Annotated in this window: 15 protein-coding genes; 4 read left to right on the forward strand and 11 right to left on the reverse strand. The window is 32.9% G+C overall.

Annotated features, from left to right (window positions below):
- Positions 1 to 43 precede the first annotated feature (43 nt).
- Positions 44 to 742 carry a response regulator transcription factor gene (locus ACN0WY_RS00205; protein ID WP_330488818.1) on the forward strand — a complete coding sequence of 233 codons (699 nt, stop codon included), beginning with the start codon at positions 44 to 46 and terminating at the stop codon, positions 740 to 742.
- Positions 743 to 877: 135 nt separating this feature from the next.
- Positions 878 to 1,924, forward strand: a complete 1,047-nt coding sequence (locus ACN0WY_RS00210) for a sensor histidine kinase (RefSeq protein ID WP_330488819.1) — start codon at positions 878 to 880, stop codon at positions 1,922 to 1,924.
- A 38-nt stretch (positions 1,925 to 1,962) separates the two neighbouring features.
- On the opposite strand, the gene ACN0WY_RS00215 is transcribed toward ACN0WY_RS00210, so the two are convergent.
- The 5 genes from ACN0WY_RS00215 to rnpA form a co-directional block, all read right to left on the reverse strand.
- The gene (locus tag ACN0WY_RS00215; protein ID WP_417799172.1) at positions 1,963 to 2,535 is read right to left on the reverse strand and encodes a sugar O-acetyltransferase; all 573 of its coding nucleotides are present in this window, start codon (positions 2,533 to 2,535) and stop codon (positions 1,963 to 1,965) included.
- Positions 2,536 to 2,552: 17 nt separating this feature from the next.
- Positions 2,553 to 3,827, reverse strand: coding sequence for a phosphoribosylamine--glycine ligase (gene purD, locus ACN0WY_RS00220; RefSeq protein WP_417799173.1), 1,275 nt, complete (start codon positions 3,825 to 3,827; stop codon positions 2,553 to 2,555).
- 160 nt (positions 3,828 to 3,987) lie between these two features.
- The gene (locus tag ACN0WY_RS00225; RefSeq protein ID WP_417799174.1) at positions 3,988 to 5,667 is read right to left on the reverse strand and encodes a DUF6909 family protein; all 1,680 of its coding nucleotides are present in this window, start codon (positions 5,665 to 5,667) and stop codon (positions 3,988 to 3,990) included.
- Between the two features lie 40 nt (positions 5,668 to 5,707).
- Positions 5,708 to 7,327: a S41 family peptidase gene (locus ACN0WY_RS00230; protein ID WP_417799175.1), complete on the reverse strand. Its 1,620-nt coding sequence runs from the start codon at positions 7,325 to 7,327 to the stop codon at positions 5,708 to 5,710.
- Positions 7,317 to 7,736: a ribonuclease P protein component gene (gene rnpA / locus ACN0WY_RS00235; protein WP_330488824.1), complete on the reverse strand. Its 420-nt coding sequence runs from the start codon at positions 7,734 to 7,736 to the stop codon at positions 7,317 to 7,319. The genes ACN0WY_RS00230 and rnpA overlap by 11 nt, the downstream gene beginning before the upstream one ends.
- Positions 7,737 to 7,845: 109 nt before the next feature.
- Between rnpA and ACN0WY_RS00240 the strand changes: the two genes are divergently transcribed.
- Together ACN0WY_RS00240 and ACN0WY_RS00245 are read left to right on the forward strand one after the other, a co-directional pair.
- Entirely contained in the window at positions 7,846 to 9,024 is a 1,179-nt protein-coding gene (locus ACN0WY_RS00240; RefSeq protein WP_330488825.1) for an acyl-CoA dehydrogenase family protein, read from the forward strand.
- A 13-nt stretch (positions 9,025 to 9,037) separates the two neighbouring features.
- Complete coding sequence (locus ACN0WY_RS00245; RefSeq protein ID WP_330488826.1) at positions 9,038 to 9,703, forward strand: hypothetical protein; 666 nt, start codon at positions 9,038 to 9,040, stop codon at positions 9,701 to 9,703.
- Positions 9,704 to 9,803: 100 nt separating this feature from the next.
- Here the strand turns inward: ACN0WY_RS00245 and ACN0WY_RS00250 are convergent, their stop codons facing one another.
- From ACN0WY_RS00250 to ACN0WY_RS00275, 6 genes are all read right to left on the reverse strand, one after another.
- A complete protein-coding gene (locus ACN0WY_RS00250; RefSeq protein WP_330488827.1) occupies positions 9,804 to 9,938 on the reverse strand; it encodes a hypothetical protein in 135 nt (44 codons plus the stop codon).
- Positions 9,939 to 10,040: 102 nt separating this feature from the next.
- Entirely contained in the window at positions 10,041 to 10,595 is a 555-nt protein-coding gene (locus ACN0WY_RS00255) for a pyridoxamine 5'-phosphate oxidase family protein (protein ID WP_330488828.1), read from the reverse strand.
- A 12-nt stretch (positions 10,596 to 10,607) separates the two neighbouring features.
- On the reverse strand, positions 10,608 to 12,092 hold the full coding sequence (glpK, locus tag ACN0WY_RS00260) for a glycerol kinase GlpK (protein WP_330488829.1): 1,485 nt from the start codon (positions 12,090 to 12,092) through the stop codon (positions 10,608 to 10,610).
- A 672-nt stretch (positions 12,093 to 12,764) separates the two neighbouring features.
- Complete coding sequence (locus ACN0WY_RS00265) at positions 12,765 to 13,442, reverse strand: response regulator (protein ID WP_330488830.1); 678 nt, start codon at positions 13,440 to 13,442, stop codon at positions 12,765 to 12,767.
- Entirely contained in the window at positions 13,411 to 15,273 is a 1,863-nt protein-coding gene (locus ACN0WY_RS00270) for a tetratricopeptide repeat-containing sensor histidine kinase (RefSeq protein WP_417799176.1), read from the reverse strand. Before ACN0WY_RS00270 ends, ACN0WY_RS00265 begins: the two co-directional genes overlap by 32 nt.
- A gap of 76 nt (positions 15,274 to 15,349) precedes the next feature.
- Complete coding sequence (locus ACN0WY_RS00275; protein WP_417799177.1) at positions 15,350 to 15,496, reverse strand: hypothetical protein; 147 nt, start codon at positions 15,494 to 15,496, stop codon at positions 15,350 to 15,352.
- Positions 15,497 to 15,655 lie beyond the last annotated feature (159 nt).

The following is a 15,655-nucleotide window of genomic DNA, read 5'->3' on the forward strand; positions in this document are numbered from 1 at the left end:
ATTTTTTTATGATTACTTTTGAGTAACACAATAAAAATGAATAATGAACACCAGCGACATTAAAATTTTACTAGTTGATGATGAACCAGATATTTTAGAAATTGTAGGTTACAATTTAAAATCAGAAGGATATCAGGTCTTTACTGCAAACAATGGTGCAGAAGCTGTTAAAACAGCAAAAAAAGTAACTCCACATTTAATCTTACTAGATATTATGATGCCTGAAATGGATGGTATCGAAGCATGCGAAAAAATTAGAAACATAAAGTCTTTGGAAGATGTTTTAATTTCTTTTTTAACTGCTAGAGGAGAAGACTATTCACAAGTAGCAGGTTTTGATGCTGGAGCAGACGATTATATAACCAAACCAGTAAAACCGAAAGTATTAATAAGCAAAGTTAAATCGTTATTACGTCGTTTAAAGACAGAAGAAAAGGCAGATACGACCACAAAAATTGGAGATATTGTAATTAATAGAGACGAGTATGTAGTTTTTAAAGGAGAAGAAAAAATTTCTTTACCAAGAAAAGAATTTGAATTATTTTCTTTACTAACTTCCAAACCGGGCAAGGTATTTAAAAGAGAAGTTATTTTAGATAGTGTTTGGGGTAATGAAGTAGTAGTAGGAGGTAGAACGATAGATGTACATATACGTAAACTTAGAGAAAAGATAGGAGATCACTATTTTAAAACGGTAAAAGGGGTTGGATACAAGTTTGTGCTAGATGAAACAGACAAATAATTTTCAAACTCAAAAATTAATAAGTAGATTGCTAGCTAGCAATCTATTTTTTTATCGTGAAATGAGCGCTACTAATTTCTAGTACAATTAATAGCGAATAACATCTGACATTTAAAATACAATAGAAACAAACAGATGAAAAAAATAAAAAAAACCTATAACTACGCACTTTGGTCAGCTTTATACTCAACACTATTATCTATAGTTATAGCAGTATTATCGTACTTGTTTTTACTAAACAGTTTAGGGCTTATAACCATTGTAATTTTTGGTATTGTAATGTTTATCATCTCTTTTTTTGTAATCCAATATAGAGCAGAGCACTTTATTTACCAACGAGTAAAAAAGATGTACGAAGACATTTCTATTTTAGACGAGAACGACTTAAAGAGAAATAAAGTAACGACAGATATGGAAGCACTTACCAAAAGTGTGCAAGAGTATGTTGAAGGAAAGAGTGAGGAAATAGCAAACTTAACACAACGAGATTCATTTCGCCGAGACTTCTTAGGAAATGTGGCTCATGAGCTTAAAACACCGCTTTTTACAGTACAAGGATATATTTTAACGCTTATCGAAGGAGCTGCAGATGATAAGGAAATTCTTGAAAAATACTTAGAAAGAGCGAACAAAGGTGTAGAACGATTAACGTCAATTGTGAAAGACTTAGACATGATTGCTAAGTTAGAAACTGAGGGAATGAAAATGAACATTCAAACTTTTAACATTATTGAACTTATTCAAAATGTGTTTGACTTGTTTGAAATGAAAGCAAAAAAGAGAAATATTACGTTGCGTTTTGATCGTGTGTATGACTTTCCTCATTTGGTAAAAGGCGATGTTGAACGAATAGAACAAGTACTAATTAACCTTGTTGTAAATTCTATTAAATATGGTAGAGTGGGAGGAATTACTACCGTGAGTGTTGAGCCGTATAACCAGCATAAGTTTATTATTAAAATAAATGATAACGGTGAGGGAATAAAACAAGAACACCTTTCACGCTTATTCGAGCGTTTTTATCGTGTAGATCAAAGCAGGTCTCGTGAACAAGGAGGGTCTGGATTAGGACTTTCTATTGTGAAACATATTATAGAAGCACACAACGAAACCATTCTTTTAAAAAGCGTACATGGAGAAGGGTCTGAATTCTCGTTTACACTTGAAAAAGCAATGAAATAAAAAAGGAGTTGATTATCAACTCCTTTTTTATCCTTAATTTATTCTAGTTTTTTAATAACCTTACACGGATTCCCAAACGCTAATACATTATCGGGAATATCTTTTGTAACAATACTACCAGCACCAATAGTTACATTATTTCCTATAGTAACACCAGGTAAAATAACGGAGTTCCCGCCTATCCAAACATTATCACCAATAAAGACAGGTTTAGTAGCTGTTAAGTATCGAGTACTAGGTGCTTTAATTATTCTTTCAGAAGCTTTTAAAGGATGAATTGCTGTATATATTTGAACATAAGGAGCAATTAATCCGTTTTTACCAATCGTAATCTTATTAGTATCTAAAAAGATACAATTTGTATTTACAAAGGTATTTTCACCGATTGAAATATTTTCGCCATAATCACAAAAAAAAGGAGTTTCAATCCACACACCATTTCCTTTAAACTGAAGGAGATCATTTAAAATTGATGCTTTTTCTTGTGTTAATTCTGAATCAAGGTTATTATAAAGCTTCAATAATTTACGTGCTTTATGGTACATTTTTATTAATTCAACATCTCTTGAATCATAAAAATCACCCTTAAGCATTTTTTCTCTTTCAGTCACATTACCTATTTTGGTTGCTATTTTAAATCGAATCCAATATCTTTTCGGAAATTCATTTGATCAAAGGCTATTTTATCAATGTTTTTGTATGATTTTTCTAAGGCTGCTTCCATAGAATCTCCAAAAGAAGTAATCGCCATAACACGTCCGCCACTCGTAACTACTTTACCGTCTTTTAAAGTAGTTCCCGCATGAAAAACAATCGAATCTTTTACAGTATCAAAACCAGTAATTTCCTTCCCTTTTTCGTAAGTTTCAGGATACCCACCAGAAACTAACATCACAGTCGTAGCTGTTTGCGGAGTAACTTCATACGATTTTTCTCCTAAAGTTTGCGTTGCAACTCCTTCAAATAAATCGACTAAATCTGATTGTATACGAGGTAATACTACTTCCGTTTCCGGATCTCCCATACGAACGTTGTATTCAACTACAGATGGATTTCCGTTATCGTTCATCAATCCGATAAAAATAAATCCTCTGTAATCAATTCCGTCTTTTTGCAAACCGTCAATTGTTGGTTTAACGATCAATTCTTCCACTTTCGTTAAAAAATCATCCGTAGCAAAAGGAACAGGAGAAATAGCGCCCATACCGCCTGTATTTAGTCCTGTGTCTCCTTCTCCAATACGTTTGTAGTCTTTAGCAGAAGGCAATATTTTATAATTTTTTCCGTCAGTTAACACGAAAACCGATAATTCTATTCCTTTTAAAAACTCTTCAATAACTACTGTTGATGAAGCGCTTCCAAATTTTTGATTGGAAAGCATCTCTTCTAATTCGGCTTTGGCTTCTTCTAAATCGTTTAAGATTAACACTCCTTTTCCAGCAGCCAATCCGTCTGCTTTTAATACATACGGAGCATCTAATGTTTCTAAGAAACTTTTTCCTTCAGCTAAGGTTTCTGTAGTAAAAGATTGATAACGAGCAGTAGGAATGTTGTGTTTTTCCATAAACTGCTTCGAAAAATCTTTACTTCCTTCCAACAAAGCACCGTCTTTTTTAGGTCCAATTACAGGAATGTTTTTTAACTCTTCATCAGCTAAGAAAAAATCGTGAACTCCTTCTACTAAAGGAGCTTCTGGACCTACTACAACCATATTGATATTGTGTTGCAAAACGGTTTCTTTTACCTGTGTAAAATTAGTTGGATTGATAGCTAAATTCGTAGCAATTGCATCAGTTCCTGCGTTACCAGGAGCAACATAAAGGTTGTTGATTTTAGTACTTTCTGAAAGTTTTTTAGCAAAGGCGTGTTCTCTACCGCCCGATCCTAAAATTAGAATATTCATCGTTGTGTGTTGTTGTATTGTGAGTGCAAATATAAAATAAGAAAAAAGGCTATGAGCAAAACCAGTCTTTAAAATTGCATAAAAAAGCTAAAAAGGCATCATTTCAAGCGAAATGATGCCTTTTTATAGTATAATTAGGTTTTTGGTAGTCGTCCTGTGACTAAAATAGTTGTTCTAGTATCTTTTGCGTAATGGCATAAGTAGGTGTTACTCCGCTCATTCCAAGACCTCCAGAAGCAAGGGTAGCACCTGTTTCTAGCGGATTATCAGAAGCGTAATACGCATAACGTACTTTCACATTTTCAGAAATATTTCCTCTAATTCTTGAGGCAGATTGAATCGCTTTTTGATAATGCGCTCCTTCCATTTCTAGTCCTATTACATTCCAAGTAGAATCGTGGAAGAATCGCAATAAATCTTTATTTTGTAAGGATGTTCCTAACACAGTGATCATAGCACCATCAAACACCTGAACTCCAAAGCCCTCTAAATCTTCTTTTGATAATTCGTTTTTAAATGGATAGTTATCAGCAGTTCCTTCAAAAATATGTGAAGAAGGAATCATAATATCTCCTTTACCACCTTCTAAAATACCAGCTTTTCCCATGATAGAAACAGATTGAACATCTAAATGAATTTTCTCTCCATTTGTTTTATAAGGCTTTAACAATTCATCCATCGTTTCAAAAGCCTGTTCACCAAAGGCATAATCCATCACAATAATTACAGGATCTTTTCCAACAGCATTAACTTTGTTAAAAGAGTTTGTTTCAAAATCAATTTTTTGGGTATCAATTACCTGAACATTGATGTTGGTACCTGATGTATCTTTAATATAGATCAATCCGTTTTCGGAAGCATAATTTTTAACGGCAGATTGCAAAGCACTACTGTTGGCATTACTTAATACTTCAAAAAGCTGGAAACCTTTATACTTTTTAGCTTCTTTCGGAAGCGCATTTTGAGCATAAATGCTATTCATTACACTGTGCATATTTGCACTAATTATATGAATAGGACGCTCTATTAATTTGTTGTCTAACAATACTTTTTTAATATTGTTAGCCCATATTTCACCATAATAATGATGTCCAATTTCTTCAATTAAAACAGAACTGAATTTAATAGAACGTTTTTGGTCGTATAAAGCTTCATTAATAGCGAGTTTACCTAACCAATAAATTAGGTGAAAAAACCTATTCGGGTTTTCTTCTGTAGCAAAGGTGTTGTAAGCGTCGTATACCTCATCATAAGTTCTCCCTAAAATATTACCAAGGTGTACAACAATTACATCTTTTTGTTCATCAGTAAGAGCTTTATTGTGTATAACAATATCTTCTAATTGTAACCATTCACGAATAAAGCTTTCTCCATTATTAATAACCACACGGTCTTTAATTTTGTGAGACTCGATGAATAAAAAAGTTAAGTGAGTAAGAATATCATAAATTTCTGAGCGCCCTCTAGTAATTTCAATATTCATTTGATTTTTATCAATACGATAGCAGTTTCTCCTTCTCTTAGGAGGAACAATAGCCTTGAATTTTGAGTTACGATACCCCTCGTCTGCAGTTAAATATATAAACTGACATTCTTCAATTCCTTCAGGTAAACGTTCAATAACGTATACGAGTCCGTTTAATTCAGTTTTGTTTTCTGCAATAGAACCATAAATTTCTGGACGTAAAGACAATAGTGATTTGCGCAAGGTTTCACCAGAAACTCCCATTGGTTTGTAAAAACCGCGACTAAATAAGTGTCGCATTGAAATGTATAAACGCTCAATAGCATTTGTAGATTCTTGGGCTCTTGTACGTTCTTTTAGGATAGGTTTCGACATATGTTTTTAAAGTACAAATATACAAATTATGTTAAAGAAGCTATTTTTTTAAAATACTGTTGTATTTTTTGGGGGTATTTAGTAAAGTAACAGCATTTTTTATCGTTATATCATTTTTAAATAAATGCTTATACATTCCTTCTTTGTAGGCATAACGCTCAACAATTTCATTTTCAATTTCTTTTGATAAAAGATCTTCATTTACCAAAACTTTAGCAACTTTAGCGGCTTTTAATTGTTGGATAATTGCGTTGTATTCAGAAGTAATTTTTTTGTTGTTTTCTACTGATTCATATGCTTCTCGGAAAAGTTTTTCTTCTTTAGATACAAAAGCGGTGTCTTTACGAAGTAAATAGTCTTTAAACTGATTAAAGTTTGTAGGCGAAAAAGTATAGTTTTCAACAGATAAATTAGGGTTTTGATAGGTGAAATCAGTCACAAAATTAAATAGTGCTCTTGATTTTAGTAACTCATCTGTTTGTGCTGTTTTTTTAGAAAAGTTACTTGTTATGTCAGGAGTTACACCTCCACCGTCATATACCTTTCGTCCATTTTGAGTTGTGAATTCAGTAGCATCAGAAAACTTAGGAACCTCACCTGTTTTTGGGTCTCTATTGGCATAATCTAATTCTTGAATACAGCGCCCGCTAGGAGTGTAATATTTAGAAATTGTGATTTTCATTTGTGTTCCGTAACTCAAATCAAAGTAGCGTTGCACCAGTCCTTTTCCAAAAGAACGCTCACCCATAATTACTGCTCGATCATAATCTTGCAAAGCACCTGAAACAATTTCTGAAGCAGAAGCCGATCGACCGTTAATTAAAACGACAAGAGGAATTTCAGCATCTAAAGGTTCTCTATTTGTTTTATACGTTCTACTGTTTTTTGGAGTTTTTCCACGAGTATCTACGACTTTCAAGCCTTTTGGAATAAATAAATTGGTAATGTTGATAGCATCAAATAAAGAGCCTCCAGGATTATATCGTAAGTCAAAGACTAACTTTTTCATTCCTCTTTTTTTAAGATCTCCCAATGCGTTTACAACACTTTCAGTAGCTTTTTGACTGATAAATCGCGTTAAAACGATATATCCTGTTTCGGCATCAATCATATCGTAAAAAGGAACAGGATCTAAAATAACTTTATCAAGTTTTACAGAAACACTTTTTGTTTGCCCGTTTCTTTCTATCTGTAAAGAAAGTTGTTTCCCAGGAACTCCTTTTAGCATTTGTGAAAATTGACTTCTCTCCAAAGTAGCTAATTCTTGTCCGTTTACCGTAGTAATAATATCACCTGCTTTTAAGCCAGCTTTATCGGCAGAGAACCCTTTGTAAATTTCAGAAACCACAATTCCTTTTTTAGTGTAAAACGTAGAAATACCAATACCTCCATATTCACCTTCACGACGAATACGTGCATCTTCAACGTCTTGTTCGTTATAAAAATTGGTATAAGGGTCTAAGTTTTTAAGGGTATTTTTGATCGCTTTGTCAGTTAAGTCTCCTGGGTTAATTTCATCAATATAATTAATGTTCAACTCTTTAAAAAGGTTGTTGTAGATTTCAATTTGTTTCGCAATCTCAAAAAAACGAGATTGAAAAGAAAAGAAAAGAGAGATGACAATGAGGGAACCAAAAAAAAGGAATTTTCTATTTTTCATCTTGAGTAACTTCTGTAATAAACTGTGTTAATAATTTCTTCATTTTATGCGCGATATCGGCATATTTCCATTCATCTCTTGCAAGATAAGAAATCATAAACACATACGGTTTATCTACAGTCTCATAAATAGTATGCTTTTCTTTGCGGTAGGTTTCACGAAGTAATCGTTTTATGCGATTTCGATCTACCGCTTTTTTAAAATTACGTTTAGGTACAGAAACGCCAACTTGTGCAGGAAATTTAGAGGTATGCTCGGTTTGTATATACACCATTCTTAGTGGAAAAACCTTTATCACTTTTCCCTCCTCATATAATCTTCCTATGAGCTTTTTGCTTTTTAAACGCTCCTCTTTTCCTAAAGTAAATCTCATTAGTACAAACATACGTAAACCTGCACGAATAACCATTTTTTTAAGTATTTTTGAAACAATTCTTTTAAGAAACCACAAAAAACAAATCGCGATTAATTTTACATTTCTCTTATACTATTGGTAAAATTAATTTTAAAATATATTTATGAAATCTGATTTATTTCAAGCACCAGATTATTATCAAGTAAATGATTTATTAACCGATGAGCATAAACTTGTGCGCGATACAGCTCGTGAATGGGTTAAGAAAAAGGTGTCTCCAATTATAGAAGAATACGCACAGCGCGCTGAATTTCCGAAGGAATTAATTAACGGATTGGCAGAAGTGGGAGCTTTCGGATCTTATATTCCTGAAAAGTATGGAGGTGCAGGGTTAGACCAAATTTCTTATGGGTTAATTATGCAAGAGTTAGAGCGAGGTGATAGTGGAATCCGATCTACTGCTTCGGTACAGTCTTCGTTAGTTATGGGGCCTATTTATAACTACGGAACTGAGGAACAACGACGAAAATACTTGCCCAAATTAGCTTCTGGCGAATGGATGGGAAGTTTTGGGTTGACTGAACCAAACCATGGTAGTAATCCTGGAGGAATGGAAACCAAGTTTAAAGACATGGGAGACCATTATTTGTTGAATGGATCCAAGATGTGGATTTCAAATGCGCCCATTTGTGAAGTAGCAGTTGTATGGGCAAAAAATGAAGAAGGTCGTATTCATGGTTTGATAGTAGAACGTGGTATGGAAGGTTTTTCTACACCAGAAACCCATAACAAATGGTCGTTAAGAGCCTCCATTACTGGGGAGTTAATTTTCGACAATGTAAAAGTGCCAAAAGAAAATTTATTACCTAATAAATCTGGGTTAGGAGCACCTTTGTTGTGTCTTGATTCTGCACGTTATGGTATTGCTTGGGGGGCTATTGGCGCTGCGATGGATTGTTACGATACGGCATTGCGTTATGCGAAAGAACGTACACAATTTGGAAAACCAATAGGACAGTTTCAGTTACAACAAAAAAAGTTAGCTGAAATGATTACCGAGATTACCAAAGCACAGTTACTAACATGGCGTTTGGGAGTATTGAAAAATGAAGGTCGTGCAACATCTGCTCAAATATCTATGGCGAAGCGAAATAATGTGGACATGGCATTGAAAATAGCACGTGAAGCAAGACAAGTGTTAGGTGCCATGGGTATTTCTGGAGAGTACTCAATTATGAGACATGCAATGAATTTAGAAAGTGTCATAACCTACGAAGGAACACACGACGTTCATTTATTAATCACAGGATTGGATATCACAGGATTAAATGCATTTAAATAAACAAATAATAGCTATGAAAAATAAATACCTAATCATTTTATCATTTTTTTTGTCGGTAACTGTTTTTTCTCAAAAAAAAGAGTTTGTAGATGTAAATATAGATAAGTTAATAGGAGAAACTCAAATGTCTAATTCTTCTGGAGAAATAGAAGTAATATGGTGGATTCCTACAGAGTTTTGGCAAGTAGCCCTTTCAAGAGACAGAGCAATTGCGGACAACGAAAAAGAATTGATGATCAATACTCTTAAAGAATATGTTTTTGTTGTTTTTATAAAAGGTAAAGTAGGTGTTTTCGGAGGAGTAACCTATGTAAACAAGGAGTTAATCGAACAAAACGCCACTGTTTTTTACAACGGAAACAGATTGAAAAAATTAAAGAATGAAGAAATTCCGAGCGACTTACAAAATATGGTTGGTTTCATGAAGCCTATGATGAAAAATATGTTAGGACAAATGGGTGAAAACATGCAGTTTATTGTTTTTAAAAATAATGAAAATAGTGTGATTGACCCCTATAAAGAGGGTAACTTAACCTTTAATTTATTTAAATTTAAGCCAGAAATAGAATTGCCCTTAGGAAGTTTATTGATGGAGAAGAAGTGTGTTGAAGGGAATAAGTTATTTAATGGAAAATGGAACTATTGTCCTTATCACGGAAAAGGATTAGTAAAACAATAACTTTTTAATTGATTTTAATAAAGAAGAAGCACTCAAACGTTAAACCACTAACACATTATTAAAGAGTGCTTCTTCAATCAACTATTAAAACTAAATTTACCTACTCTTCTTTTTTGCCACCATTAACAAGAATTAAAAGAGTAGTTACTAAACCTATACAAACCAAACCGAAAATAATCATCATAATGGTTCCGTTTGTCCAAGATACCATTGGGATGTTCATTAATTGTACCATTTCTTCTTATACTTTATTGTCTCAAAAATACAAGCATAGTTTAAGAAAAAACATGATTTTTATCAGGATTTTTAAAAAGATGAAGAGATTTCTTAAAATAGATTAAGAAGATGTTTTCTCTTTTAATAAGGTGTCCGATCCATCAATACTAGTTTGGTTTCTCTCATTCCAATATTGCTTAATTCCCTCTTCTCCTTTTTCGGTAGCCCAATCATTTAATTGATTTCGTTCTCCTTGATATTCATAAAAAGGAATCGACATGCCACAAGAGGTTTGCACGCTTTGAACAGAAACAATAAATAGTTGACGAGTACCGGGAAGATTAGGAAATAAGTTGATATAATCCTCCCATTTATCATGAGCAGGCAGAATTTCTTCTGCCTTTCCATATAGTCTGAGTATGTTTGGAGCTCCTTCAAAAGCGCAAAACATAATAGTTATTCGGTTGTCGGCTAACAAATGAGCAGAAGTTTCGTTACCGCTTCCGGTAACACTTAACCAAGCTACTGTATTTTCGTTAAGTACTCTAAAGGTGTCCATTCCTTTTGGAGAAAGATTAATTCGTCCTTCTTTAGCAGTAGTAGCAACAAAAAAGAGTTTTTGAGCTTTGATAAACTGTTGAACTCTAGTCGTTATTTTGTCGTAAAACTTTGCCATGATTTTTATTTTTTAGTCAATCCAATCTTTAGTACGTTCAACAGCTTTTTGCCAAGTACGGTATAATTTTTCTCTTTTTTCTTTAGAGAAAGATGGGGTAAATATTTTGTCTATTTTTCTTTTGTTAATTATGTCGTTTTGTTGCCAAAAACCAACACAGAAACCGGCTAAATATGCTGCTCCCATTACGGTGGTTTCAATCTCTTCAGGACGTTCTACAGCTACATTTAAGATGTCTGCCTGAAATTGCATCAGTAAATTATTGGCACAGGCACCACCATCTACTTTTAAAGAAGAAAGTTGAAGCATGCTGTCTTTTTGCATGACATCTAAAATATCTTTGGTTTGATAAGCTAACGATTGTAAGGTGGCTTTAATTAAGTGATTTTTTCCGGTATCACGAGTCAAACCAAAAACGGCACCTCTAGCGTACATGTCCCAATACGGAGCACCCAAGCCAGCAAAGGCAGGAACTACATAAACAGGGTTTTCTTCGGTAACTTTTTCAGCAAAAAGTTCACTTTCTTCTGCATTATTAATAATTTGTAATCCATCCCGTAACCATTGAATTGCCGAACCAGCAACAAAAACACTTCCTTCGAGAGCATAATACACCTTGTTGTTAATTCCCCAAGCAATCGTAGAAATCAACCCGTTTTCAGAATATTCTAAGTTTTCCCCTGTGTTCATCAACATAAAGCATCCCGTTCCGTAGGTGTTTTTTGCTTCTCCTTTCTTAAAACATGCTTGTCCAAATAAAGCAGATTGTTGATCCCCTGCTATTCCAGCGATTGGAATTTGAACTCCGTCTACTTCGTAGTTTCCAAAATGAAAAGATGAAGGTTTTACTTCAGGTAACATTGAAATTGGAATGTTTAGTTCTTTTACTAAGGTTTCATCCCAACACAAGTTTTTTATATCATATAGCATGGTACGTGAGGCATTGCTATAGTCGGTAGCATGGACTTTTCCATTGGTTAAGTTCCATAAGAGCCAAGAATCAATAGTTCCAAATAACAAATTTCCTTTTTCAGCTTCTTCTTGAGCTCCTTTTATATGGTTTAATATCCAATGAATTTTAGTTGCAGAAAAATAACTGTCAATTACTAGTCCAGTAGTTTTACGCACGTAGTTTTCGAGTCCAGTTTCTTTGAGTAACTCGCAAGTATCAGCAGTTCGTTTGTCTTGCCAAACAATAGCATTGTATATTGGCTCACCTGTATTTTTATTCCAAACAACAGTTGTTTCACGCTGATTAGTGATACCTATTCCTGCTATTTCTGAAGGTGATATTTTAGCCTGCTCAAGAGCCTGTTGTAAGGTTTTTAACTGAGTTTGTAAAATTTCATTAGCGTTGTGTTCCACCCAACCAGGTTGAGGGAATATTTGTTGAAACTCTTGTTGAGTTTTGGCAATAATCTTTTCTTCTTTATTAAGAATAACTGTACGACAGCTAGTGGTTCCTTGGTCTAAAGCAATAATATATTTTTGAGTCATTTAGGCATAAAACGATTGAACGCCTAATTTACAACTTTAGTTAAGCGTACTAAAAAAAACCTTCTAGAAATTCTAGAAGGTTTACACGTTTAAGTTTGGTTAATTAACTTTTAGTGTCTCAGAGCATATCCAGCACCTTTACCGAATTCGGCTAAAACTGAAAGTAAAGTGTTTAAACCTTTGCTCGTCTTGCGTAGTAGTAATTTTCCCATTTTTAAAATAATTTAATTCCCCTTAAATTAATTGTCATTAAAGAATGAACATGTCAAAGATATGCTGATAATCAGATATATAAAACGGGATTTCCGAAGTTAAAAGTGCAATTTTCCGAAAGAGCATAAAAAAAACCTTCTAGAAACTCTAGAAGGTTTATTATTCCCCTTAAATGTCTTTTTTCAATTAATCTTGAAAAGAAGATGTTACAAATGTAAGGAGAGATTAAAGGTTTAAAAAGGGTATTTCCGCAAAAAAAAGTGTGGTTTTCCGCAAGAGGTTAAAAAGGAGTTGTTTTCAAACAAAAAAGCCTTTAGATATCTAAAGGCTTTTTTATATGTTCTCTCTTTCAAGATTCTTCCCAACAATGGTTTTGAATTCCATTGCGAAAGTATTCTTTGTTTCTAATGTGTAAAAAGGGATAACCGTAAAAATAAATGCGTATTTCCGCAAAACGAATTAATCTATAATACCTAATTCTTTTGCTTTTAACACAAGGTCTGTATTGTTATTAGCTTGTAGATCTGTTCTCAGCTTAGATAATTTGCTTTCTATAGATCGTACTTTTATTAATGATCCATCACTTTTTTTAATCAAACCTTCTAAGTTAGAAATCTTAGCATGTTTAGGAAGCTCTTTTAAAATTTGGATGGCAATATCATCCATTTGTATTTCTACTAAAGCTCTTTTTAAAAGTTTTTGATGAATTTCATGGGTGTAATACACCTCACCTTTTAACATTTTTTGAATAGCAAAGGTTAATTCGTCAGTACTACACTTTCCTTTTAAAATGTAAGCAAAAGGGTTTAAGTTGTGTATTACATTAAAAATTCTGTTTGTTTCAGAGTGCCCTGTAATTACACCTACTTTAATAGGTATTTCTTCTTTAAGGATAGACTTTATAAAAGCTTCTCCGCCATCTAAAACAACATTTTTGTTTTGATTGTCAAAACTCAAATCGGTAAAAACAATATGAAATGGATTTTCGCTTAAACTTGATTTTATTTTAGAAAAAGCTTCGTCACATGAATTTGCCGTTTCAATCTCTAAACCATCTATATCTTTCAAATACGAAAGAATTCCTTCAAGAATTAACTGATGGTCATCAACTAAAAGTATTTTTGTTTGTCCAGCCATTTAGGGGTATTTGAATATCGGTTTGGGTTCCTTTACCTACTTCACTATTAATGGTTAACGTTCCGTTTAACTCTTCAATGCGTTCTTGTAGGTTTTGTAAACCAATTCCTTTTTTACTAATGTTGGTATCGAAACCAATACCATCATCAATAATATCCAAATGTACGTATTTTTTATGTACAGAAAAATTGATAATTATCTTACTTGCCTTTGCGTATTTTTTACAGTTTTGTATGCTTTCACGGGCGCTTAGGTACAGCAAACGCTTTATGGAATTATCAACAGTAGCCCAATTATAGTTTTGTAATCCGTTTACTTTTATTTTAAAATCAGGTTCAAAATAATCACTTACTAAATTGATAATTTGATTTTTAAAGGAAACCTTATTAAAACTAACACTACTTAGTTGATGTGATAAATTACGCACATTTTCTTTTACTGCATCTAATTTTTGAGCTTCTTCTAATAAATTAGACTTTTCTAACTTACGATGTAGTAAGCGTAGGTCTCCTGCTACTTCATCATGTAAAGATTTAGCAATTTGTTGGCGTTCATGTTCTCTTACTTGTACCTGTTGTAGTTGTGCTTGATACAATAATTTTCTTCTACGTTGAAAATAAAACATAACACTAAAACCAAATAGTAAAAGACCAATTGCTGCAGCTAACCAACCTATCGTTTTTTGTTGTTTATGGTAAAGTATTTCTGCTTGCTTTTGCTGGTTTTCGGTTTTTAAAACTACATTTTCTTTTTCCTTTTTATCAGTTTCATATCTAATTTTAGCAAACTGATTTTTTAACCTGCGCTCGTTTTGAAATAAACTATCACTAAGAGTTATATACTCGTTTAAATACAGTTTAGATTGCTCGCCACTAGTTAAGTCTGAAAGGTTTTGTAATGCCTCTAACCGTTTTTTATTGTTATAAGTTTGTTTGGCATATTGTAAGGCTTTATTAAAGTGAGATAAAGCTTTGTCAGTTTGATTTAAGCTTTTATAAAAATCCGCTAAGTTTATATGAGTTGTACTGAGTTCTACAAAATCTTTTTCTCTCTCACGTATGTTTAGAACTTCATTATATTGCTGCATAACATTCTCTTTTTGGCCTAATAAAAAGTTACTAGCAGCTAAATTTTCTAATAATAAAGCATATTGGGGAGGGTGTTTCTCTTTTATACTATCTTGAGATAGTCCTTTTTTAAAGTAAATGATAGCTTTTCGGTGTTGGCTTTGTTTTTGATACAACAAGCCTATATTATTAATAATATAGGTATACCCTATGCTATTTTTGTTTTTTTTGTTATAAAAAACAGCTTTATCGTAATATTTTAAAGCATCTTTCTGTTGATTTAATTCTTCTGAAACTAATCCTAGGGCATTATAGACCCTTTCTAGATAAATAGAATGTTGTATTGGTTCTAAATATTGTAAAGCTTCAATTAAACTTATTTCACTTCCTCGGTAATCCTTAGCATCTCTCTGTAACATTGCTAAACTTAATAAACGCCTTCCTGTAGCTAAGGAATCATGTATCTTTTTAGAGATGTCTTTAGAGCGATGGTAATAGTAAAAAGCGCTGTCGTTGGTATAGGTAAGTTTACTTTGTAATGCTTTAAAATGAAAATACTTGGCCAATAAAATAGAGTCCTTTGTTTCTTTGTAAAAAGAATCAACTTGTGTAGTGACTTTTTTTAATAAAGGGAGTTTTTTACTAAAAAAAGCTTGTCTTCCCATTTCAATTAATGAATCTCTTGTTGAAAAATAATCTTTGTTTTCTTGAGAAAAAAGAAAAGAGGAAAGAGAAAAAAGAATAAAAAAAATAAATCTTTTCATTATCAAGTAGTTAAATAAAAACCATTACATTCAAATGTAATGGTTTTTATTTTTATGTTAAACGGAAATATTTTATTTAATCTCCTCCTTGGCCACCACCACTACCACCTGTATCGGTACCCGTTGTAGGGCTATCTGTTCCGCCTGTATCGGTAGTTACAGTTGTATTATCTCCATCAGGGCTTAAACTCATTAGGGTTTCTTTTAAGTACTTGTTTTCCATGTTAAATAGGGTTTTTAATTACAATATAATACTTGGGGATGGGGGTAATCAAGTGTCTAATGTAATAGGTTTTTAGGAGAAAGTCAAAAATTTAACATTCTACTTTTAAAAGTAGAATAAATAGTATTACTGTAAAAAAGAAGTTATAAACTCTAAATA

Origin of the sequence: Tenacibaculum sp. (assembly GCF_048269885.1) — a bacterium.
Lineage (GTDB): Bacteria > Bacteroidota > Bacteroidia > Flavobacteriales > Flavobacteriaceae > Polaribacter.

Coding starts and splice junctions, on each gene's coding strand:
- ACN0WY_RS00205 (WP_330488818.1), top strand. CDS start 44: ATGAACACCAGCGACATTAAAATTTTACTAGTTGATGATGAACCAGAT.
- ACN0WY_RS00210 (WP_330488819.1), top strand. CDS start 878: ATGAAAAAAATAAAAAAAACCTATAACTACGCACTTTGGTCAGCTTTA.
- purD (WP_417799173.1), bottom strand. CDS start 3,827: ATGAATATTCTAATTTTAGGATCGGGCGGTAGAGAACACGCCTTTGCT.
- ACN0WY_RS00225 (WP_417799174.1), bottom strand. CDS start 5,667: ATGTCGAAACCTATCCTAAAAGAACGTACAAGAGCCCAAGAATCTACA.
- ACN0WY_RS00230 (WP_417799175.1), bottom strand. CDS start 7,327: ATGAAAAATAGAAAATTCCTTTTTTTTGGTTCCCTCATTGTCATCTCT.
- rnpA (WP_330488824.1), bottom strand. CDS start 7,736: ATGGTTATTCGTGCAGGTTTACGTATGTTTGTACTAATGAGATTTACT.
- ACN0WY_RS00240 (WP_330488825.1), top strand. CDS start 7,846: ATGAAATCTGATTTATTTCAAGCACCAGATTATTATCAAGTAAATGAT.
- ACN0WY_RS00245 (WP_330488826.1), top strand. CDS start 9,038: ATGAAAAATAAATACCTAATCATTTTATCATTTTTTTTGTCGGTAACT.
- ACN0WY_RS00250 (WP_330488827.1), bottom strand. CDS start 9,938: ATGGTACAATTAATGAACATCCCAATGGTATCTTGGACAAACGGAACC.
- ACN0WY_RS00255 (WP_330488828.1), bottom strand. CDS start 10,595: ATGGCAAAGTTTTACGACAAAATAACGACTAGAGTTCAACAGTTTATC.
- glpK (WP_330488829.1), bottom strand. CDS start 12,092: ATGACTCAAAAATATATTATTGCTTTAGACCAAGGAACCACTAGCTGT.
- ACN0WY_RS00265 (WP_330488830.1), bottom strand. CDS start 13,442: ATGGCTGGACAAACAAAAATACTTTTAGTTGATGACCATCAGTTAATT.
- ACN0WY_RS00270 (WP_417799176.1), bottom strand. CDS start 15,273: ATGAAAAGATTTATTTTTTTTATTCTTTTTTCTCTTTCCTCTTTTCTT.
- ACN0WY_RS00275 (WP_417799177.1), bottom strand. CDS start 15,496: ATGGAAAACAAGTACTTAAAAGAAACCCTAATGAGTTTAAGCCCTGAT.